This is a genomic window from Mycolicibacter engbaekii (assembly GCF_002101585.1).
GTDB classification, from domain to species: Bacteria; Actinomycetota; Actinomycetes; order Mycobacteriales; family Mycobacteriaceae; genus Mycobacterium; species Mycobacterium engbaekii.
The window spans coordinates 1-23277 of sequence record NZ_LQOT01000008.1; the positions used below are offsets into that span (position 1 = coordinate 1).

The following is a 23277-nucleotide window of genomic DNA, read 5'->3' on the forward strand; positions in this document are numbered from 1 at the left end:
AAAACCCCGGCAAAAGCCGGGGCAATCCGTAACCGATGACGCGACTCATGTGTAACCCATGACCCGACTCACCACAATGGCGGTGGCGGAGGGATTTGAACCCCCGGACGGTGTTAGCCGTCTCTCGCTTTCAAGGCGAGTGCATTAGGCCGCTCTGCCACGCCACCGTGGGAGATCGTACCCTGGCCATCATGCGTGCGATCATCGCCGAATCACCCACGGAACTGGACTGGCGAGAAGTGCCCGACGTCGCGGCCGCACCGGGCGAGGTTCTGATCCGGGTCGCGGCCGCCGGGGTGAACCGGGCCGACCTGTTACAGGCCGCCGGCCGGTATCCCCCGCCGCCGGGGGCCAGCGACATCATCGGCCTGGAGGTGTCGGGGGTCGTCGCCGCGGTGGGTGACGGTGTGACGGAATGGGTGGCCGGCCAAGGTGTTTGCGCACTGCTGGCCGGCGGAGGCTACGCCGAATACGTCGCGGTACCGGCGCAACAGGTACTGCCGGTCCCCACCGGTGTGGATTTGGTGGATGCCGCCGCACTACCCGAGGTGGCCTGCACGGTGTGGTCGAATCTCGTGCTGACCGCCGGGTTGTCCGAGGGACAGTTGCTGCTGGTGCACGGGGGCGCCAGCGGCGTGGGCAGCCACGCCATCCAGATCGCTCGGCAGCTCGGCGCCTGGGTGGCCGTGACGGCCGGATCGGCGGCAAAGTTGGAGTTCTGCCGGGAGCTGGGCGCCGAGATCACCATCAACTACCGCGACGAGGACTTCGTCGCGCGGGTCCGCGAGGCCGGCGGTGCCGACGTGATCCTGGACATCATGGGCGCGGCCTATCTGGACCGCAACGTCGACGCGCTGGCCGACGACGGTCAGCTGGTGGTGATCGGGATGCAGGGCGGGGTCAAGGGCGAACTCAACCTGGGCAAGTTGATATCCAAGCGGGCCCGGGTCATCGGCACCGCCCTGCGGGGGCGCCCGGTCGATGGCCCGCACGGCAAAGGCGCGGTGGTGGCCGCGGTCACCGACAAGGTGTGGCCCATGCTCGGCGACGGGAGGGTCCGGCCGGTGATCGGCGCCCGAATGCCGATCACACAGGCCGGTGCGGCGCACCACCTGCTGTCCTCCGGTGAGGTCACCGGCAAAGTGGTGCTGACCCTGTAGGGGTTCGGCATATCAACGCTGACACCGGCGGTGTCCACGTAGCATTATCGATGCACCGATCGGCGACGGCGTTGCCGTCCACGGATTTCCAGGAGGACTTCACATGGTTACCGAAACCGGATTGGCAACAACGGATTCGGGTGCAGTATGAGTTCACGCATGCCACGGCAGCGGTGGGACTTGAGCGACGAGCTGCTCGCCGTCCCGCCACCTCCGCTGCCGAAGTTCCCCGATCCCTACACCGTTCGTTTCGCGGACCAGCCCGGTGACGCCGAGTTGATCTCCGAGTGGATGAACCGGCCGCACCTGGCCGAGACGTGGGGCTACGCCTATCCGGCCGACCAATGGCGCCGCCACCTGGAGATCCAGTTCGAGGGCAACTACTCACGGCCGTACGTGTTCAACATGCACGGAACACCTATGGGCTACATGGAACTGTTCCGGGTCGCACAAGACGATCTGGCCACCATCTATGACGCCCACCCCTACGACGTGGGCCTGCACGCCGCCATCGCCGAGATCAACATGGTGGAGCGCGGGCACGGCGCGATCATGTTCCGCGGCTTCGTGGAGAGCGTTTTCGAGATCGAACCGGAGTGCCGGCGCATCATCGGGGACACCAATGCGGGTGACGGCTCGTATGGCCGCCGGTTCTGGGAACGCCGTGGCGGGGTCTTCCTCGGCGAGCACTACATGGCCAAGTGGGATCAGAACATCGCACTGTTTGCCTGGCCGCGGACCCCCGAAGACATGCCGGGAGATCGCAATCCAGCCTAGCTGCAGCGAAAAGGGCGGTGACAGAACCTCTGTCACCGCCTTTTTGCTGCCTGGCCCGCGCCGCTGAACAACGCCGTCGCCCTACGTACGAATCCCCGGACCCGACAGTTGTCGGACCGGGGATTCGTACGTGCGTTGCCGGTATTACCCGGACTGGCAGCTCACTACGGGGCGCCGACACCGCCGACGCCGCCGGCGCCGCCCTTGCCCACGGTGCTGCTGCCGCTGGTGGCCTTAGTGCCGGCCACACCGGCAGTACCGTCGGTCCCGGTGACCCCGTCGCCGTTCGTGCCGCCGGTACCACCCCTGCCGCCGTTACCGCCGCTGCCCGCCCAGTTGGACTTGCTGGGCTTGGAGGCACCGTTGACACCGTTGCCACCGTTGCCGCCCATGCCACCGGAACCGCCCGGCCCCCGGGTGCCGTCGGCGTTGAGGCCACCCTGGCCACCGGTGCCGCCCTGGCCGCCGACGCCACCGTCGCCGCCCGTACCGCCACCGCCGGTGCCCTGACCTGCCAGGCCGTTGTACCCGGCGCCACCGGCGCCACCGGTACCACCGTTGCCGGCCAGACCGCCCGTTCCGCCCTTACCGCCGACGCCTGCCGCGCCCTGGCCACCGGACTGACCGTCACCCAAGGCGACGCCGCCGGCGCCACCCAGGCCGGCCGCGCCGCCTTCGCCGCCGTCGCCACCCTGGCCACCGGTACCACCGGTACCACCGGTACGACCGGGCAGACCGAGGGCACCGGCGCCACCGGCGCCACCCGTGCCACCGTTGCCGCCCTTGCCGCCACCGCCGCCGATCCCGCCGTTGCCGCCGAGGCCACCCTGACCACCGTCACCGGAGACGGTGCCACCGGCACCACCGACACCGCCGACACCGCCGGCTCCGCCGGAAAATCCGGTAGCGCCCTTGGCTCCGGTGCCACCGATGCCACCGGGCATCGAGTTGCCGTTGATGTCCTTGCTGACGGCACCGGTCGCGCCGTTCGCCCCGACCGAGGTGTTGTTCCCGGCGTTGCCACCGTTGCCGGCGGTACCGCCGTTGCCGCCGGTGCCGTGCTGGGCAGCCGCGCCGCCGTTGCCGCCGTTACCGCCGGCAGCGCCGGCACCGTTGACGGCGTTGGTACCGGAGGTGCCGTTGGCGCCATTACCGCCGTTACCGCCAACACCGCCGTTGCCGTACTCGCCGTATGCGTTACCGCCCGTGCCGCCGTTGCCGCCGGCCTGGGCCAGGCCGCTGCCCAGCACCACGCCGTTGCCGCCCTTACCGCCGGTACCACCGGTGGCGACGTTGCCGCTGTTGCCCGCGGCACCGTTGTCGGCCTGGGTCACGCCGTCGCCGCCAAGGCCACCGGCACCGGCCGCGCCGCCGGCACCCGCGGTGCTGCTGCTGTTACCGCCGTTGCCGCCGGTACCGGCCACCAGGCCGGAGCCGCCGCCCGCACCGTCGCCGCCGCGGCCGCCAACACCGGCGTTACCGCCGGCGCCACCGTCGCCACCGACACCACCGAGGCCATCCGCTCCGGCGTTGCCGAGCGTCGCCGCACCACCGGTACCGCCGTTGCCGCCCGCGCCACCGGCGCCACCGTGACCTGCGGTTCCGGTCGCGTCCCCACCGACACCACCGTTGGCGCCGGTGCCCGCAGTGGCGTGCGCACCATCCGCGCCGTTGGCCGCGTGGCCACCTGCGCCACCGTGTCCGCCGACGCCGCCGTTACCACCGAGACCGCCGTCGCCGGCGATGGCGCCACCGGCGCCACCCTGGCCGCCGTGACCGCCCGCGGTGCCGTCCGTACCGTGCGTGCCGTTGCCGTCGATGTCGGTGCTGCCGGCCACTCCGTCGGCTCCGGCACCGCCGTCACCGCCGGCGCCACCCCGACCGATCGTGGTGGCCGCGCCGCCGTTACCGCCGTTGCCGCCGATCTGACCGGCCGCGGCGTTACCGCCGGTGCCGCCGTTACCGCCGTTGCCGCCGAGGATCGCGCCGTCCAGGCCGTTGCTGGCCGCGAGGCCGTCGCCGCCCAGACCACCGGCCCCACCGAGACCGGCTGTGCCCGCGTTGCCACCGGCGCCACCGTTACCGCCAGCCCCGGCGATCGCCTCGATGCCGCCGCCGGCACCGTGACCGCCGTTGCCACCGTTGGCCCCGTTGCCGGTGTTACCGCCGGCACCACCGGCGCCACCGAGACCAGCCAGGCCGGTGTCGCCGTTGGTCGCGGTACCGCCGGCGCCGCCGGCACCACCGTTACCGCCCGCGCCACCGTTGCCGTTGGTGCTGGTGGCGTCGGCACCGTCGCCGCCGTTGCCGCCGCTACCGGCTGTCGCGTCGGCACCGTGCGCCGCGTTCGCACCGGCACCACCGTGGCCGCCGGATCCACCGGCACCACCGAGACCACCGGCGCCACCGTTGCCCGCGGTGGTGCCACCGGCGCCACCCTGGCCGCCGCTGCCGCCGTTGCCGCCCGCGGTACCCGCGGTGCCGTCGCCGTTTCCGTCGGTGATCCCGTCGACGCCGGCCGTACCGGCACCACCGTTGCCGCCTGCGCCACCGGTGCCGATCGCTCCGGCCGCGCCACCGTTACCGCCGATGCCACCGTCCTGGGCGATGTCGCCCGGCTGCAGAACACCGTTACCGCCGTTACCGCCGGCGCCACCGTCGCCGCCGGCACCGTTGGTGCCCTCCAGGCCGCTGGCCGCCTGCCCGCTGAGGCCGAGACCACCGGCACCACCGGCACCACCGACGCTGCGGTCGCCACCGGTGCCACCGTTACCACCGTTACCGGCGGTCAGGCCGCTGCCACCGTCGGCACCTGCGCCACCGGCACCACCGTTACCGGCGTTCCCGGCGTTACCACCGGCGCCACCGACACCGCCGGCACCATTGGTGGCGTCACCGCCGATGCCACCGGCGCCACCGGCGGCTGCGTTACCGCCCTGACCGCCGTGGGTCCCGTTGCCGTCCAGGTCGACGACGCCGTTGCCACCGTTGCCGCCGCTACCGCCCGTGCCGCCGGCGCCACCGACGCCACCGTCACCGAAGGTGGTGCCGCCCGCGCCGCCGTGACCGCCGGCACCGCCGACGCCACCGTTACCGCCGGTTCCGCCGTCCAGCGGTCCCTTACCGTCGCCGGGGCCACCGAGTGCGCCGCTGCCGCCGTTACCGCCGGCGCCACCAGCGCCACCGGTTCCGATCGCGCCCGCCGCGCCACCGTTGCCGCCGAGGCCACCGGCCTGGCCGGTCACGCCGTCGGCGAGCAGCCCGCCGTGGCCGCCGGCGCCGCCGTTGCCGCCGTTGCCGCCGCCGCCGTCGGCGCCCAGCGAACCGTCGGCGCGGTAGGTGACGCCGTCGCCGCTCAGGCCGCCCTTGCCGGCCGCACCACCGACACCGCGGTCACCACCGGCACCACCGTGGCCGCCGTTTCCGGCGGCGTCGCCGGCACCGCCGCCGGCACCCGCACCGCCGTGGCCGCCGTTGCCCGCCTGGCCGGACGCACCGCCGTTGCCGCCCAGGCCGCCGCTGCCGTCGAGGCCCGCGGCGCCGTTGGTCGCGGTGCCACCCTTGCCGCCGTTACCGCCCGAGCCACCGGCACCACCGTTACCGCCGTTACCGCCGTCGGTCCCGTCGCCACCGTTGCCGCCGCTGCCGGCGATTGCGTCGTCACCCGCGATGCCCTGGATACCGGCACCACCGGCACCACCGGTACCGCCGGCGCCACCGACACCACCGAGCCCGCCGTTGCCGGAGATGGTGCCGCCCTTACCGCCGTTGCCGGCATGACCACCGGCCGCACCGTTGCCGCCGTTGCCGCCGTGCGCGGTCGCGACCGATCCGACCGCACCGTTGGCTCCGGCACCGCCGTTGCCGCCCGCACCACCGGTACCGATGGTTCCCGCATCGCCGCCATGGCCGCCGTGGCCACCGAGCTGTGCGGTCCCGTCGCCCAGGAGCAGGCCGTTGCCGCCCTTACCGCCGGCGCCGCCGTTGCCGCCCGTGGCAGCCGTGCCGGCGCTTCCGGCAGCCGCCTGGGCGGTGTGCGAGGCGTTCCAGCCGCCGACACCCGCCGTGCCGGCCGCACCGCGATCACCGCCGTTACCGCCGTTACCACCGTTACCCGCAGCAGCGCCCAGGCCACCGCCGGTGCCGTCGGCACCACGCCCGCCGTTGCCCGCGTTGCCCGCGTTACCGGCGTTGCCACCCGCGCCACCGGCACCTTCGGCGCCAGCCGCGCCGTTGGCCGCGGTTCCACCGGCGCCACCGGTACCACCGGCGCCACCGTTACCGCCGATGCCGCCGTTACCGCCGTCGGTGCCGTCGCCGCCGGACGCACCGCTGCCGATCGTGACCACCGCCGCGCTGGTGCCCTCGGCGCCGTGACCTGCGTTTCCACCGGCTCCACCGACGCCACCGACACCGCCGGCACCACCGTTGCCGGAGGCCGAACCGCCCTGGCCGCCGATACCACCGGTGCCACCGACGCCACCGTGGGTGCCGTTGGTGCCGTGGCCGTCGTTGCCGGTGACACCGGCCGCGCCCGCCGCGCCAGCACCGCCGGCGCCGCCCGCACCACCGTTACCGTTCGTTGCCGCGTTGCCGCCCAGACCACCGGTACCGCCGCCCTGGCCGATGTCGCTGAGGCCGATCACGCCGAGGCCGGCACCACCGTTACCGCCCGCGCCACCGTCGGAGCCCAGGCCCGCCACACCGGCAGCGCCCGCGGCACCGTCGCCGTCCGAGCCGAGACCACCGAGGCCCGCGGTGCCCGCAGCGGCACCATCGGCACCGTTACCGCCCGCGCCACCGTTACCCGCGTTGGTGCCGCCGCCGCCACCGAGGCCGACACCACCGACGCCACCGGCACCGCCGGCACCACCGTCACCGGCGTTACCACCGACGCCACCGACACCGGCAGTCGCCGCGCCGCCCTGGCCGCCGCTACCGCCCGCGCCACCGGCCGCGGCGTTGCCACCGTTTCCGCCGTTGCCGTCCGCGATCGTCGCGTCCGCGCCCGCGCCACCGGCACCACCCTTGCCACCGGCGCCACCGTTACCGCCGGCGCCACCGTTGCCGGAGGTGGTGCCACCGAGACCACCGGTGCCACCGTTGCCGCCGACGCCACCGATGTAGCCATCGGTGCCGTGGCCGTCACCTGCGGTGATGCCATCCACAGTCGCACCGACACCACCGGCACCACCGGCGCCACCGTTGCCGACCGCAGCCGCGTTGCCACCGGTACCACCGTTGCCGCCGCCCTGGCCGACAGTGCCGAACAGACCGCTACCGTCGCCACCCTGGCCACCGGCACCGCCGTCGCTGGCGACACCGTCTTCGCGAGCAGATCCATTGGCCCCGTTGGTGGTGCCGGTACCGCCGACACCCGCCTGGCCGGCGACGCCGCCGAGGGCACCGTCACCGCCGTTACCGCCGTTGCCCGCGGTCGCGGCACCGCCGCCACCGAGGCCCTTGCCACCGTTGCCGGCGACGCCGCCATTGCCGCCGACGCCGGCGTTACCGCCGTCGCCGCCGGCGCCGTTGGTGGCGGTACCACCTTGACCGCCGTTACCGCCGGCACCACCGACCCCGGCGTTACCGCCGTTGCCGCCGTGCCCGTCAGCCACCGTGGCGTCGGCACCGGTGCCGCCGGCACCGCCCTGGCCGCCCATGCCGCCGAAGCCACCCGCACCGCCGTTGCCCGAAGTGCTACCACCGGCACCACCGACACCGCCGTCACCACCGATACCGCCCACCGCACCGTCGGTGCCGTGGCCGTCGTTCCCGGTGATGCCGTCGACAGTCGCACCGGTTCCACCGGTGCCGCCCGCGCCGCCGTTGCCGACCGCTCCGGCGTTACCGCCGTTACCGCCGGCGCCACCGCCCTGACCGATGTTGGAAGCGCCGATCAGGCCGAGGCCGTCGCCACCACGCCCGCCGTCGGCACCGTCGCTGTTGGTGCCGTCGGTGCCGGCCTCACCCGCGGCGCCACCGGTCACACCAATGCCACCGACGCCCGCCTTGCCGGCTGCGCCACCGACGGCGCCGTCGCCACCATCGCCACCAGCACCGGCGTTGGCGCCACCGCCGCCGCCACCGCCCTGGCCACCGACCGCCGCCGTACCGGCGTTACCGCCGGAGCCCGCTGCACCACCCGCACCACCGGTCCCGGTGGCCGAGACACCGCCGGCACCACCGTTACCACCCGCGCCGCCGGCGCCGGCATGCCCGCCGTTGCCGCCCGCGCCGTCCAAGAGGTAGGCGTCATCGGCGGCACCACCGTTGCCACCGTGACCACCGGCACCACCGGCACCACCGGCACCACCGTTGCCGGAGTTGGCGCCACCGGCACCACCGACACCACCGTTGCCGCCGATCGCACCGACACCACCAGCGGTGCCGTCGATGATGACCGTCGTCCCGTGCGCACCCGATGCGCCAATACCGCCGGCACCACCGGCACCACCGTCGCCGTCGTTTCCGGCGGCGCCACCGGCACCACCGTTGCCGCCGTTCTGGGCCACGATGCCGCCGAGCAGCTCGCCGTCACCGCCCTTACCGCCCACGCCGCCGTTGCCGCCGGTGCCGGCTGCGCCGAGCTCACCGGTGGCAGCCTGAGCGGTGTTGTCCGCGTTCCAGCCGCCGGCGCCACCGGCACCCGCGGTGCCGCGGTTACCGCCCTGGCCACCCGCGCCACCGGATCCGGCGGTCGCGTTGTTGCCGCCGCCGGCGCCCGCACCACCGTTACCACCGTTACCGGCGTTGCCGGCGGCGCCACCGGTGCCGCCCGCGCCACCGTCGCCCTGGAGGCCGGCCGCACCCGCGGCCGCGGTGCCACCGGCACCACCCTGGCCACCGACACCACCGACGCCACCGTTGCCGCCGTGTCCGCCGTCCACGCCGTCGGTACCGTTGCCGCCGCTGCCGGGCGCCGCGTCGGTGCCGTTCTCGCCGTCGAAGCCCTGACCGCCGACGCCGCCGCTGCCGCCTACGCCGCCAACACCACCGTTGCCGCCGTTGCCGGAGAGGGCGCCACCGGCGCCACCGGTACCACCGGCGCCACCAGCGGCACCGGTGCCACCGGTGGTGCCATTGCCGTACATGTCCGTAGTGCCACTGAGCCCGGTCGCGCCCTGGCCGCCCGCACCACCGTTACCGCCGTTGCCGTGGTCGCCGGCGTTACCGCCGTTGCCGCCGTTACCGCCGGCCTGCACCGTGTTGTCGCCCAAGATCTGGCCGAAGCCACCCGCGCCGCCGTCGCCACCGTTACCCGCAGCACCGTCGAGGCCCTGCACGCCGGATGCGGCCTGGCCCGACCCGCTGGAGCCACCGGCACCGGCGGCGCCACCGACACCGGCCGTCGAGCTGGAGTTACCGCCCTGGCCGCCGGAACCGGCAACCGCGGCCGATCCGCCGCCGGCACCGGCACCACCGGCGCCACCGTTTCCGGCCGCGCCACCGACGCCACCGTCGCCACCGACACCACCGGCACCGTGCGCACCGGCCAGACCCTTCGCCGATGTACCACCAGCGCCACCGTCGCCACCAAGACCACCGGCACCACCGTTGCCCGCGGTACCGGTCGCGTCGCCACCGTTGCCGCCGTCGGCGCCACTGCCCGCCACCGCGTCAGCACCCGCGGCACCGTCGGCCGCCGCACCACCGGCACCACCCGCGGCGCCGGCACCACCGACGCCACCAGCGCCACCGTTACCGCCCATCCAACCGGCTGCACCACCGGCCCCACCGGCGCCACCGTTACCACCGGCCTGACCATCGGTGCCGTCCTCGCCGACGGTCACACCGGCTGCACCGGCGGCACCCGCTCCACCGTTACCACCGGCGCCACCATCGCCGAGGTTGCCCGCGTCACCACCGCGACCACCGGCACCACCGTTACCACCGGCCACCACCGCGTCGGCACCGTCGCCACCGCGGCCACCGTTACCACCGGTCGCTGCCGCGCCCGCGACACCACCGGCGCCGCCCGCGTTGCCGGCCACACCGGCGTCGCCACCACGGCCACCGGCACCACCGTCGAGGTTGGCGCCGTCACCGTCCGCACCATTGCCGCCGTTACCACCGATGCCGGCAGCACCACCATTGCCGCCGATACCCGCGGAACCGGCCAGACCGTTGGAACCGATCCAACCGCCGGCACCACCGGCGCCCGCGGCACCCGCGGCACCACCGTTACCGCCGTTGCCACCGTCACCGGCGTCGCCACCGTCTTCACCGGCGAGCACACCGTCAATACCGGCACCGCCGTTACCACCGGCACCACCGTTACCACCGGCGCCTCCAGAACCGCCCTTGCCACCGGAACCGATCAGCCACGAACCCCGACCACCGGCACCACCGTTACCACCGGCACCACCGTTGTCACCGGCCAACCCATCCAGCCCGGCCAAACCAGCCACACCGGCCGCACCCAGCGCGCCGTCACCACCGACACCACCATTGCCACCGACGCCGTAGAACAGGCCGATACCGGCACCACCGGCACCACCCTCGCCACCGGCACCACCGTTGATGCCGGCGCCACCGGCACCACCGTCACCGCCGATACCCATCAACCAACCGCCGGCACCACCAGCACCGCCGTCGCCGCCGTCAAAACCGTCACCACCGGCACCACCATTGCCGAACATGCCCGCCGAACCACCGACACCACCAATGCCGTCAGCCGACGTGCCGGCGGCACCACCGTCACCGAACCACAGACCACCGGAACCACCAGCGGCGTCGGCCAATGAGCCGCCGTCGATGCCGTCTTCACCGTTACCGATCAGCATCTGACCGAAACCGAACAGGTTGATAAACGAGTTGACCTGCTCACCGATCGGGCTCAGGATCCACGCCTGCCCCAACTCATACAGCGGCGTGTAGAACAGCGAACCGAACCAGTCGTCAGCAGCCGCACCACCGGGCAGGTCCGCCACCGACGCATCAAACGACAGCCCCAGGTTCGACAGCAGCGGCTCCCACGAGTCCGCGTCGAACAACGTCTCCCACGCCGACGCCTGACTCAGATCGCCAAGCGCGAGCGCCAGGTCATCACCGAGCAGATCCACCACCCAGTCAAACTCATCGGCCTGCGCCGCAGGAGCGGCAGCCAACGGCGCCATCCCGAACGTCAGAAACGCCCCAACCGCACTACCGGCCGCCGCTGCCGTCCGGCTGTGCCGTCGGCCCTCTGCGCCAGTGAAACCACGACGCCCTGTGCGGTGCTGCTTACCAGTCATGCGGGACTCCCTATTCTGCGACGAACCCATGTCGGTGATGCTTTCTCGGATCAAGTTTTTGGTGTTGTCGGTACCGAGGCTTCAGCACCGGGGGGACTAAGTCGGTGGTCGGTCACAACCTCACGCGGCGCACCGCAGCCGGTAGGCAGGGGGCCAGGCAGCACCGTCGGCGAACGCATCGCCGACGGGGCTGCACTCCACGGGCGCCCGGAGGCCGGTGGGCAGGATCGGATCATCATCCGACGCCGCCCGCAGTGCCGGCACCGCCCGCTCCACCCGTACCGCCGGTGCGGTTGCCGCTGCCGCCCGGGGGGTTGCCGGGAGTGCCGACTGCGCCCGGGGCGGGGACCACGCCGCCACCGCTGGTTCCGCCCTGGCCGCCGGTACCGCCTTGGCCGCCGGTGCCGCCCGGGAAGGCGGTGCTGGAGCCGGTGGCGTTACCGCCGGTACCACCGGTGCCGCCCTTACCTCCCGCGCCACCGTTGCCGTTGTTGCCGTTGGTGCCGGCGGTACCCGCCGTGCCGTTGCCGTTGTTGAGGGCACCCGCGGCGCCGCCTTGACCACCGGAACCGCCGTGACCGCCGTTACCGCCGTTACCGCCGACACCGCCGTCGCCACCGACGACCGAGGTGGAGTTACCCGTCGCGCCGGTACCGCCCTTACCGCCGTTACCACCGTTGGAGCCGTTGGCGCCGTTACCGCCGTTACCGCCGGAGCCGGCGTTACCCGAGTTGCTGCCGCTGGCGCCACCGGCACCACCCGCACCGCCGGATCCGCCGTCCTTACCGTCGCCGCCGTTACCGCCGGCGGTCCCAGGCAGACCCGAGCCGCTTGCCGGCCGGGTTCCGGTGGAACCGGCGGAGCCGTTGGTGTTACCGGCGCCGCCGTTACCGCCGTTACCGCCCTTTCCGCCGTTGCCGTCGAGCAGGGCGCTGCCGCCGTTACCACCCGCGCCACCGGACTGGCCGTGGTTCGAGGCGTTGCCGTTGGCACCGTTGGCGCCGTTGCCGCCGTTACCGCCGTGGCCCGCGGCACCGGCCGAACCGGCCGTGCCGTTGGCCGCCTGCACGGTGTTGCCACCGTTCCAGCCGCCGGTACCGCCGGTACCGGCCGTGCCGGCGTTGCTGTAGCTGTTGCCGCCGTTACCGCCGGCGCCCGCGACAGTGCCGGCACCCACGGTGAGCGTGGCACCGTTACCGCCGTTGCCACCGCTACCGGCGTTGCCGGCGTTACCGCCCCTGGCGCCGGCGCCGCCGACACCGTTGGCGCCCGCGGAGCCGTTGCCCGCGGTGCCACCGATACCGCCGTTACCGCCGTTACCGCCGATACCGCCGTTGCCGCCGTGGCCGGTCGCATCGCCACCGTCGCCGCCGGCCGCGCCGGTGCCCGCCGTCGCATTCGCGCCGTTGGCACCGTTGGCTGCGTGCCCGCCGTTACCGCCGATGCCACCGGCGCCACCGGAACCGCCCGCACCGCCGTTGCCGGAGGTCAGACCGCCCTTGCCACCGGCGCCACCCGAGCCGCCGTGGCCGCCGCTGACACCGTTGGTGCCGGCACCGGACCCGTCGGTGGTTCCGTTGCTGCCAGCCGCGCCCGCACCACCGTTACCACCGGCGCCACCGGTGCCCACCGCGCCGGCGCCACCGCCGGCACCGCCGTCACCGCCGGACTGGGCGATACCGCTGCCGAGCATGACGCCCGCACCACCGTGGCCACCGTTACCACCGTTGCCGGTGGCGACATTGCCCGCCGCGCCGTGCGCACCGCCGGCTGCGATCTGTCCGTTGGCGCCCGCGCCACCGGCACCGCCGGCCGCACCGACACCGGCGAAACCACCGCGACCACCGGCACCACCGTCGCCGGCGACGTTGTTCACGCCGCCGCCGGCACCGTTGCCACCGTTACCGCCGCGACCGGCGTCACCACCGGCACCGCCGTCGCCGCCCCTGCCGCCGACACCAGCCGCGCCCTGGGCACCGTTGGTGGCGGTGCCGCCGAGCGCTCCGGCTCCACCCTGGCCGCCGACGCCACCGTTGCCGCTGACGCCCGCGTCGGTGCCGTCGGCGCCGTTGAGGCCGCTGCCCGCCGCTGCGTGCGCGCCGTCGATGCCGTTGGCCACACCACCGGTACCACCGGCACCGCCGTTACCGCCGCGCCCACCGGCGCCACCGTTACCGAGCTGAGTACCACCGGCGCCGCCGACGCCACCGTTACCGCCGGTACCGCCACCGATGCCGTTGGTGCCGTTGCCGTTGCCGTCGACGATCCCGTTGGCACCGATCGCTCCGGCGCCACCGTTACCGCCGGCGCCACCGTTGCCGATGATGCCGGCCGCGCCACCCTTACCGCCGTGGCCACCGGCCTGCGAAGAACCGTCGCCGAGGACCTGGCCGGCCCCACCGTTGCCGCCGGCCCCGCCGTCGCCGCCACTGCCCGCGGCGCCGCTGTTGCCGTTGGCGGCCTGACCGGCCTGACCGACGCCGCCCGCGCCGCCGGTACCGGCGACACCGAGTCGGTTGCCACCCGTGCCACCGTTACCGCCGTTGCCGGCCACGGCGTTGTTGCCGCCGCCGCCGCCGACACCACCGGCGCCACCGTTGCCCGCGTTCCCCGCGTTGCCACCGTTGCCGCCGACACCCGCGGTACCGGCGACAGCGTTGCCGCCCAGACCGCCGGCCGCACCGTCGGCCGAGTGGCCACCGTTGCCACCGTTACCGCCGTTACCGCCGCGGCCACCGCTACCGCCCGCGCCACCGTCACCGGCCAGCGAGCCGCCGGCGCCACCGTTGCCGCCCTGGCCGCCCACCGCGCCCGAACCGCCGTTGGTCCCGTTGCCGTCGCCGCCGGTGACTCCGGCCGCGCCGTCCGCGCCGCTACCGCCGTTACCGCCCGCGCCGCCGTTACCGACATTGCCGCCGTTACCGCCGTTACCGGCCTTGCCGCCGGCCTGGCCGGTGCCGAGCGCCCCGTTGCCGCCGTTACCGCCGGCGCCGCCGTTGCCGCCATGGGCCGCGGCCGCGCCGTCGGCGCCGTCCGCACGCTGTGTGCCGTCGGCGTTGAAGCCGCCCGTGCCGCCCGTCCCGGCAAGGCCGATGTCGCCGCCGTTACCGCCGTTGCCGCCGGTCCCGGCGATCGGGTTCACGCCACCACCGGCACCGTGACCACCGCGGCCGCCGTCGGCACCCGTGCCGGCGTTGCCGCCGCTGCCGCCCACCGATCCCAGGCCGTTGGCACCGGCCACACCGTTGGTCGCGGCGCCGCCGAGACCACCGTTACCGCCGTTACCGCCGTCGCCGCCGTGGCCGCCGTTGCCGCCGTTGCCACCGTTGCTGCCGACACCCCCGCTACCGGATGGGGCGTCGAGGCCGGCCTTGCCGACGAAGCCGTTGCCGCCGTTACCACCGGTGCCCGCCACGCCGGCGCCACCGCCGGCACCGCCGTTACCCGAGATCGAGCCACCGGCACCACCGGCACCGCCGTCACCGGCGTTTCCGCCGGACTGACCGTTGGCGCCGTGGATCACGCCGAGCGCCGTACCGTTCGCACCGTTGCCGCCGATGCTGCCCGAACCACCCGCGCCACCGGCGCCACCGTTTCCGATGGTTCCGGCGTTACCGCCGGCGCCGCCGGCACCGCCGTGCTGCGGGTTGCCACTGGGCAGGACCGCTCCGTTGCCGCCGCGACCACCGGCGCCGCCGTTGCCGCCCGAACCGATGCCACCGTTACCGCCGTTGACGGCCTGCTGGCCGGCGCCGCTCAGCCCGCCCTTGCCACCGAAGCCGAACTGGCCGCGGTCGCCGCCGTCGCCGCCGTCACCGCCCTTGCCGGCGATGGCGTTCAGGCCGCCACCGGCACCGTTGGCACCGGTACCGCCGTTACCGGCGTTACCCGCGGCGCCACCCTGGCCGCCGACACCGCCGGCGCCGACCAAGCCCTGAGCACCGTCGACCGCGATGCCTCCGATACCACCGACGCCACCGTCGCCGCCCAGGCCACCGTTGCCGCCGCTGCCGCCGTGGCCACCGTTTCCGCCGTCGAGGCCGCTGCCGAACGCCACCGCAGCGGCATTCGCGCCGTCGGCGCCGTAGCCGCCGCGACCACCGGCACCGCCGGCGCCACCGGCGCCACCGTTGCCCGCGTCGCCGGAGATGCTGCCGCCGGCACCACCGTTACCACCGTTACCGCCGAGGCCACCGACACCGCCGTGGGTGCCGTCGCCGCCGTTGCCCAAGCCGTCCACGGTGCCGTCGGTTCCGGCCTTGCCGGTCGAACCGGTTCCACCCGCACCGCCGGCGCCACCGTTGCCCACCGGGCCGGCCGCGCCACCGTGGCCACCGTCGCCACCCTCTTGCGGCGTGCCGTCGCCGTGGACCAGGCCCACACCGCCGGCCCCACCGTTACCGCCGTTGCCGCCGATCGCCGCGGCGCCCGCCGAACCACCGGCGGCCTGCTCGGTCCCGGTGCCGTTGAAGCCGCCCGCACCCGCGTTCGCACCGGCCTCACCGCGGATACCGCCCTGGCCACCGTCACCACCGTTACCGGCCTTGACGCCTGCCCCGCCGCCGGCGCCGGCACCACCGGCACCACCGTTACCGGCGTTGCCCGCGTCACCGGCGTTACCGCCGACACCACCGAGGCCGGCAGCACCAACGATGCCGTTGGTGACGGCGCCGCCGAGGCCGCCGTTGCCGCCGGTACCACCGTTACCGCCCTTGCCGCCGTTACCGCCGTCGCCACCGTCGGTGCCGTTACCGCCGGTGCCCGCGCCGGCGTCGGTCCCGGCGGTTCCGTCGGCGCCGTGACCACCGTGGCCGCCGTGACCGGCCGCGCCACCGTTACCACCGGCGCCACCGTTACCGGAGATCAAGCCGCCCACGCCGCCGGCACCACCGACACCGCCGGCACCGCCGTCGGCGCCATCGGTGCCGTTGCCGTCGCCTGCGGTGATGCCGTCGACCGTCGCGCCGGCGCCACCGTGTCCACCGGCACCGCCGTCGCCGACCAGGCCGCCGCCGCCACCGGTACCACCGGCGCCACCGCCCTGCCCGGTGTTGGTAACGCCGATCAGACCGACACCGGCGCCACCGTTACCACCGGCACCGCCGTCGCTGTCGAGACCGACACTGCCGGCAGCACCATGGGCACCGTTGAGGATCCCGGCGCCACCGATTCCGATGTCGCCCGCGGCAGCGCCTTCAGCGCCCTCGCCGCCGTTGCCGCCCGCACCAGCGTTGGCGGCACCGCCGCCACCGAGGCCGGAACCACCGGCGCCCGCGAGGCCCGCGTCGCCACCGTCGCCGGCGTCGCCGCCGTTACCGCCGGTTCCGGCGACGGCGACGCCACCGTAGCCACCGGCACCGCCCTGGCCGCCCGAGCCGGCGTTGCCACCGTTGCCGCCGGCCGCGTCGGCGACCGTCGCGTCCGCACCCGCGCCACCGGCGCCGCCCTTGCCACCGGCGCCACCGGCGCCGCCGGCGCCACCGTTACCCGCGTCAGATCCACCAGCGCCGCCGGTACCACCCGCGCCGCCCTTGCCGCCCAGCGCACCGTTCGTGCCGTGGCCGTCGCCGCCCGTGATGCCGTCCACCGTGGCGCCCGCGCCACCGTTACCACCGACACCGCCGTTGCCGACAAGACCGCCGCTACCGCCGTTGCCGCCGGCGCCACCGCCCTGGGCGGTGTTGGTCACGCCGATCAAGCCGACACCGGCACCACCCTGGCCACCGGCTCCACCGTCACTGGCCGCACCGGCGCTGCCCGCGGCGCCCTGGTCGCCGGCCTCATCACCGGAGCCACCGGCACCCGCAACACCTGCGTGGCCACCCGACGCGCCCGCGCCACCGTTACCGCCGGCACCGGCGTTCGTGGCACCGCCACCGCCCAGACCGGCACCACCGGCGCCCGCGATTCCCGCGTTACCACCGTTACCGGCGTCACCGCCGGCGCCGCCCACGCCGTTGACGGCCAAACCGCCGAGGCCGCCGTTACCGCCCTTACCTCCCGCACCGGCGTCGCCACCGTTGCCGCCCGCGGTGTCGGCAACGGTCGCGTCCGCTCCGGCACCACCGGCACCGCCGTCGCCACCATGACCGCCAGCACCGCCGGCGCCACCGTTACCCGAGGTCGAACCACCCAGGCCGCCGGCGCCACCCTTGCCGCCGGTACCGCCGAGGAAGCCGGCCGTGCCGTTGCCGTCGCCGTCGGTGATACCGGCAACCGTCGCGCCGATACCACCGGCACCGCCGGTACCGCCGTTACCGACCGCTGCCGCGTTTCCACCGGCACCGCCGACACCACCGGCCTGACCGGTCAGACCGTCGCTGGCCAGACCGACACCGGCGCCACCGGCGCCACCGTTGCCACCGTCGCTGCTCAGACCGGCCAAGCCGGCGCCACCGTTGGCACCGGTCTCGATCCCGATGCCGCCGGCACCGGCCTTACCGCCGGCACCGCCGTCGGCGCCGTTACCACCGACACCACCGGCTCCGGCTGCGTCCTGGCCGTTGCCGCCCAGGCCCGCGCCACCGGCAGCGGCCAGACCGGCCGCACCACCGTTACCGGCGTCGCCGCCCACGCCACCGGTGCCATTCGTCGCGGTACCACCGGTACCACCCGCGCCACCGGCGCCACCGGCACCGGCGCTGCCGCCGTTGCCACCGTCGGCCCCGGCCGCCGTCGCGTCGGCCGCCGCACCACCGTCGCCGCCGATACCACCCTGGCCACCGACACCACCGGTGCCACCGTCACCGGAGTTGGTGCCACCGGCACCACCGGCACCACCCTTGCCGCCGGCACCGGCGTTGCCGCCGGTGGTGCCGTGACCGCTGAGGTCGGTGAATCCGTCCGTTCCGTCCGCACCGCGTCCGCCGGCACCACCGGTACCGCCGTTGCCGTCGATGGCCGCGTCGCCACCGGCGCCACCGGCGCCACCGGCCTGACCGGTCAGGCCGTCGCTGGCCAGTCCAGCGCCGTCACCACCGGCGCCACCGGCGCCACCGTCGCTGCTCGCACCGGCGTTACCGGCGCTGCCGTCCGCGGCACCGTCGGTGCCCAGACCCGCGGCGCCGGCTGCACCGCCGACACCACCGCCGCCGCCCTTACCACCGGCGCCCGCGGCATCGAGGCCGCCGCCGCCCAAGCCCTTACCACCGGCCCCGGCCGCACCGGCCGCACCGCCGTCGCCGGCAGCGCCACCATCGCCGCCGACACCACCGGTGGCACTGACGCCACCGGCCCCACCGTCACCGCCGACACCACCGGCACCGGCGTCGCCACCGGTACCGCCTGTTCCGCCGGCGACCGTCGCGTCCGCGCCCGCGCCACCGTTACCGCCCGTACCACCGACACCGCCGGCGCCGCCTACGCCGCCAATGCCGGCAAGCGTTCCGCCGGTCCCGCCGGTGCCGCCATTGCCGCCGGCCCCACCGGTGCCACCGGTGGTGCCGTTGCCGCTGAGATCGGTCTCACCGTTGGCGCCGGTCGCGCCCTTACCGCCGGCGCCACCCGCGCCGCCGTCGCCGTAGAGGTCGGCGTTGCCGCCGTTGCCGCCGCTACCGCCGGCCTGGACGGTGCCATCGCCCAAGAGCTCACCGTCACCACCGACACCACCGGCGCCGCCGTTACCGGCGGCCCCTTCGGCGCCTGCTGCACCGGAAGCGGCCAGCAGCCCGCCACTGGAGCCACCAGCACCACCAACGCCACCAAGGCCGGCCACCGAGGTCGAGTTCCCGCCGTTACCGCCGGAACCCGCCACCGCGGAAAGTCCGCCGCCGGCACCGGCACCACCGGTGCCACCGACACCAGCGGCGCCACCGGCGCCTCCATCGCCACCGACACCACCGGCACCGTGCGCACCGGCCAGACCCTTCGCCGACGCACCACCAGCGCCGCCATCGCCACCAACACCACCGGCACCACCGTTGCCCGCGGTACCGGTCGCGTCGCCACCGTCACCACCGTTGTCGCCGCTGCCCGCCACCGCGTTCTGACCCGCGGTACCGTCGGCCGCCGCACCGCCGACACCGCCAGTTCCGCCGGCACCACCAATACCACCGGCGCCACCGTTACCGGCGTCGGAACCGCCCGCACCACCGGCACCACCGGCGCCACCGTTACCACCGGCCTGACCATCGGTGCCATCAACACCCACCGTCGCGCCCGCCACACCGACTGCACCCGCGCCACCGTTACCGCCGGCGCCACCGTTGCCGAGGTTGCCCGCGTCACCGCCGCGACCTCCCACACCACCGTTGCCGCCAGCAATCAACGCGTCAGCACCGTCGCCACCGCGGCCACCGTTACCACCCGCGGTCGCCGCCGCGCCCGCAGCACCCGCGGTACCACCACCGGCGCCACCAGCACCGGCCGCACCCGCGGCACCGGCGTCGCCACCACGGCCACCGGCACCACCGTCGAGGTTCGCTGCGTCGCCGTCAGCACCGGCACCACCGTTACCACCGATACCGGCAGCACCACCATTGCCGCCGTTACCACCGATACCGGCCAGACCGTTGGAACCGATCCAACCGCCGGCACCACCGGCGCCCGCGGCGCCACCAGCGCCACCGGCGCCACCAGCGCCACCGTTGCCGGCGTCGCCACCGTCTTCACCGGCGAGCACACCGTCAATACCGGCACCACCGTTACCACCGGCACCACCGTTACCACCGACACCACCGGCGCCGCCCTTACCGCCGGAACCGATCAGCCACGAACCCCGACCACCGGCACCACCGTTACCACCGGCACCACCGTTGTCACCGGCCAACCCATCCAGCCCGGCCAAACCAGCGACACCGGCCGCACCCAGCGCGCCGTCACCACCGACACCACCGTTACCACCGACGCCGTAGAACAGGCCCAGGCCCGCACCACCGGCGCCACCAAGGCCACCATCACCACCAGCAATGCCGGCGCCACCGGCACCACCGTCACCGCCGATACCCATCAACCAACCGCCGGCACCACCAGCACCGCCGTCGCCGCCGTCAAAACCGTCACCACCGGCACCACCATTGCCGAACATGCCCGCCGAACCACCGACACCACCAATGCCGTCAGCCGACGTGCCGGCGGCACCACCGTCACCGAACCACAGACCACCGGAACCACCAGCGGCGTCGGCCAATGAGCCGCCGTCGATGCCGTCTTCACCGTTACCGATCAGCATCTGACCGAAACCGAACAGGTTGATAAACGAGTTGACCTGCTCACCGATCGGGCTCAGGATCCACGCCTGCCCCAACTCATACAGCGGCGTGTAGAACAGCGAACCGAACCAGTCGTCAGCAGCCGCACCACCGGGCAGGTCCGCCACCGAGGCATCAAACGACAGTCCCAGGTTCGACAGCAACGGCTCCCACGAGTCCGCGTCGAACAAGGTCTCCCACGACGAGGCCTGACTCAGGTCCGCGAACGCGAGCGCCAGGTCATCACCGAGCAGGTCCACCACCCAGTCCAGCTCATCGGCCTGCGCCGCAGGAGCCGCAGCCAACGGCGCCATCCCGAAGGTCAAAAACGCCCCAACCGCACTACCGGCTCCCAGCAACCGGCGGCCACGCCGACCCTGCTGACCGTTGCCCGAAGTGTTACGCCCTACCGCCATTTGGGATTTCCTATCTGTGTGGCCCACAGTTGTGCTCGTTCTGTCTGTCATTTAGTTCTGGTGCAGCAGCTCGCCCGCTGAGCAGAGTCAGCCGGTGAAGCCCAACGCCGCGGCGATCTGCTGCGGGATGTCGTTGAGCCACTCAGCGGCCACTCCGAAGAAGGTGCCGTTGATGCTCAGCAGGCCTAGGTCTGCGAGGCCCAAGCCCTCGACCAGCCCGTTGATGTCCAGGCTGCCGAGGCCGAGGTCGGTGAGCAGCGAGTTGATCGTGGCGTCACCGAGTCCGAGGTTGGCCACGATGGTGTCCAGGTCATAGGTGTCCAGGCCGAGCCAGCCCAGCAGGGTGCCCAGGGTCGGGTCGCCGAGCACACTGGTCATCAGGTCGGTGATGAAGTCGTCGAGGTAAACCTCGTCGAGGCCCAGGCCGCCCAGGATGCTGCCGATCGACACTCCGCCCAGCAGGCTCTCGATGACCTCGTCGAGGGTCCGGGTGTCGAACCCGAGGTCGGCGAGCAACCCGGCGATCGAGATGCTGCTCAACCCGAAGCGGTCGATGAACATGTCGATGCTGATGTTGTTCAGGCCCAGGTTGTTCAGCGTCGCCTGGAGGTAGATGTTGTCCAACCCGAGGCTGTCGATCAGGTTGTACAGGCCGAGGCTGCCCATGCCCCAGTCCTCGAACAGCTGCAGAACCGTGGTGTCGGTCAGTCCCAGGCCGGCGACAGCGCTCTCCATGAGCTCGGTGAGCGTCGGGTCGAAGCCCCACGCGGTGAAGAAGTCCTCGAGGGTCACGTTGCCGGTCATGTCGCCCAGCTGCTCGAACAGGTACTCCACCGAGAAGTTGCCGATGCCCATGGCGTTCATCATCTGGACAACGGTGACGTCGTACATGTTCATGTTCTGCACGGTCTCGCCGACGGTGTTGGGACCCAACACCGCGCCCAGGGTCGGGTTGCCGGCCTTTTCGAGCAGCGATGCCATGTCGGGGGCGAGCACACCCAGCGGGGTGTCGTACAAGGTCGCCGCCCCGCCCTGGCCCGGCAGGGTCTTCAACAAGTCCCCGATGATGACATCGGTGATCGGGGTGTCGGGGTCGTAACCGATGGTGTTCTCACCGATCGGCATGGCCTCCATCAAGTCACCGAGAGTCTGGTCGCCGAAGTCGCCCAACAGGCTGTCCAAGGTGGAGCCGGGCGGCATCATGCCGGCCATCAGTTCCATCAGCGGGGTGGAGCCGGTGATGTCCGGCCCGAGGAATCCGTCGTTGATCAGGTCGACCAGCGTCTGGTCGCCGTACTCGCCCAACATTCCGGCGAGCGCGCCGATGGTGATGTTGCCGAGGCCCATCTGCTCGAAGAAGTCGGTCAGCGGGACATCGGGCATCGAGTCCTTGATCAGTCCGCCGACAGTCCAGCTCGGGTCGACCAGGCTGGCCAGCGACTCGTTGCCCTGAGCGCCGAGCAGATCCTTGATGAGCCCGCCCACGGTCTGGTTGTCGCCACCGACCAGGTCCAGGATCATCTCGGACAGCGTGGGGTTGCCGATCCCCACTTCCGGGGAGTTCAGCAGGGCGATCAGCAGGCTCGCGACCGAGTCGTCCGCAGTGAAGCCGCCCAGGTCTTCGAGCAGCTGAGCGATCGTCGGGTTGCCGATGCCGGCCTCGTTGAACACCCCGATCAGCAGTTCGGACAGCGACTGCGTGCCGATCCCGAACTCGTTGAGCACATCCACCGGCGTCATGTGGCCGAAGCCCGACTGGTCGAGCAGGTCGATGATCAGGGTCTCGATCGGGACGTCGCCGATTCCGGCGTCGGAGAGCATCTGGGTGATGGTCAGGTCACCGAAGCCCGAGGCTTCCACCACGCTGCCGATGGTGAAGTTGGCGTCGATCGGCTGTCCCGGAGTCAGGATGCCGTTGAACAGCGGGACGCTGGCGTCGCCGAAGGTCAGACCGGAGCTGCCGTTGAGGAAGGCGTCCAGCAGGGTCGCCGGCGCACCGATCAGCGCGGACAGCGCAGCCATCGGGTCGCTCCAGTCGAAGACCTGGCGGAGCACGTCCCCCATGGCTTCGAAAAGTGTGACCCACGGACCGATGCCCGCCAGCAGCGAGTTCATCCAGATCGGCAACCCGACACTGACGTCGAAGGGGAACGGCAACGCCTGCACGTTGATGGACGGCATCTGGTTGGTGAAGATGTTGATGACATCCGGGATGCCGGAGATCGCCTGGTCGGGGTGGGTGAAGATGTGCTGCAGCAGACCCCACATGTCGACGGAGTTCTGATTCAGCGCCTGCAGGTTGGCGATGGTGTTCTCGAACAGGTCGGTGTAGGGCGAGAAGAAGCCCGACGTCAGCGCCACGCTCTGCTGCTGGGCGATCGCGATCTGGTGCTGCAGCTGCGGCAGGGTCGCGGCCACCGAAGGCACCGCGACCAGCCCCACCCCGGCAACAGCCATACCGCTGGTGACGTACGGACGAAGTGTTTGCTGCATGACGCCC

General features: G+C 73.4%; 7 protein-coding genes and 1 tRNA gene. 4 read left to right on the forward strand and 4 right to left on the reverse strand.

Annotated features, from left to right (window positions below):
- Window positions 1–77: 77 nt before the first annotated feature.
- Window positions 78–167: transfer RNA gene (locus AWC02_RS01050), tRNA-Ser, on the reverse strand.
- Between the two features lie 24 nt (window positions 168–191).
- On the opposite strand from AWC02_RS01050, the gene AWC02_RS01055 reads away from it, so the two are divergent.
- Window positions 192–1160 carry an NAD(P)H-quinone oxidoreductase gene (locus AWC02_RS01055; RefSeq protein WP_085126437.1) on the forward strand — a complete coding sequence of 323 codons (969 nt, stop codon included), beginning with the start codon at window positions 192–194 and terminating at the stop codon, window positions 1158–1160.
- Between the two features lie 159 nt (window positions 1161–1319).
- The gene (locus AWC02_RS01060) at window positions 1320–1937 is read left to right on the forward strand and encodes a GNAT family N-acetyltransferase (protein WP_237160274.1); all 618 of its coding nucleotides are present in this window, start codon (window positions 1320–1322) and stop codon (window positions 1935–1937) included.
- Window positions 1938–2101: 164 nt separating this feature from the next.
- On the opposite strand, the gene AWC02_RS21745 is transcribed toward AWC02_RS01060, so the two are convergent.
- Window positions 2102–3775: a hypothetical protein gene (locus tag AWC02_RS21745; protein WP_165757813.1), complete on the reverse strand. Its 1674-nt coding sequence runs from the start codon at window positions 3773–3775 to the stop codon at window positions 2102–2104.
- On the opposite strand from AWC02_RS21745, the gene AWC02_RS22770 reads away from it, so the two are divergent.
- Window positions 3710–10684, forward strand: a complete 6975-nt coding sequence (locus AWC02_RS22770) for a beta strand repeat-containing protein (RefSeq protein WP_165757814.1) — start codon at window positions 3710–3712, stop codon at window positions 10682–10684. The two genes, AWC02_RS21745 and AWC02_RS22770, sit on opposite strands and share 66 nt — an antisense overlap.
- A 724-nt stretch (window positions 10685–11408) precedes the next feature.
- Here the strand turns inward: AWC02_RS22770 and AWC02_RS22775 are convergent.
- Complete coding sequence (locus AWC02_RS22775) at window positions 11409–13049, reverse strand: hypothetical protein (RefSeq protein ID WP_165757815.1); 1641 nt, start codon at window positions 13047–13049, stop codon at window positions 11409–11411.
- Here AWC02_RS22775 and AWC02_RS22780 point away from each other — a divergent pair.
- Window positions 12930–20303 (forward strand): beta strand repeat-containing protein, encoded by a 7374-nt coding sequence (locus AWC02_RS22780; RefSeq protein WP_165757816.1) that lies wholly within the window; start codon window positions 12930–12932, stop codon window positions 20301–20303. The two genes, AWC02_RS22775 and AWC02_RS22780, sit on opposite strands and share 120 nt — an antisense overlap.
- Window positions 20304–20864: 561 nt before the next feature.
- Here the strand turns inward: AWC02_RS22780 and AWC02_RS01130 are convergent.
- Window positions 20865–23270: a hypothetical protein gene (locus AWC02_RS01130; RefSeq protein ID WP_085126441.1), complete on the reverse strand. Its 2406-nt coding sequence runs from the start codon at window positions 23268–23270 to the stop codon at window positions 20865–20867.
- Window positions 23271–23277 lie beyond the last annotated feature (7 nt).

What these genes read in the sequence shown, in the direction of transcription:
- AWC02_RS01130 (WP_085126441.1), bottom strand. Translation starts at nt 23,270, where the DNA reads ATGCAGCAAACACTTCGTCCGTACGTCACCAGCGGTATGGCTGTTGCC.
- AWC02_RS01060 (WP_237160274.1), top strand. Translation starts at nt 1,320, where the DNA reads ATGCCACGGCAGCGGTGGGACTTGAGCGACGAGCTGCTCGCCGTCCCG.
- AWC02_RS01055 (WP_085126437.1), top strand. Translation starts at nt 192, where the DNA reads ATGCGTGCGATCATCGCCGAATCACCCACGGAACTGGACTGGCGAGAA.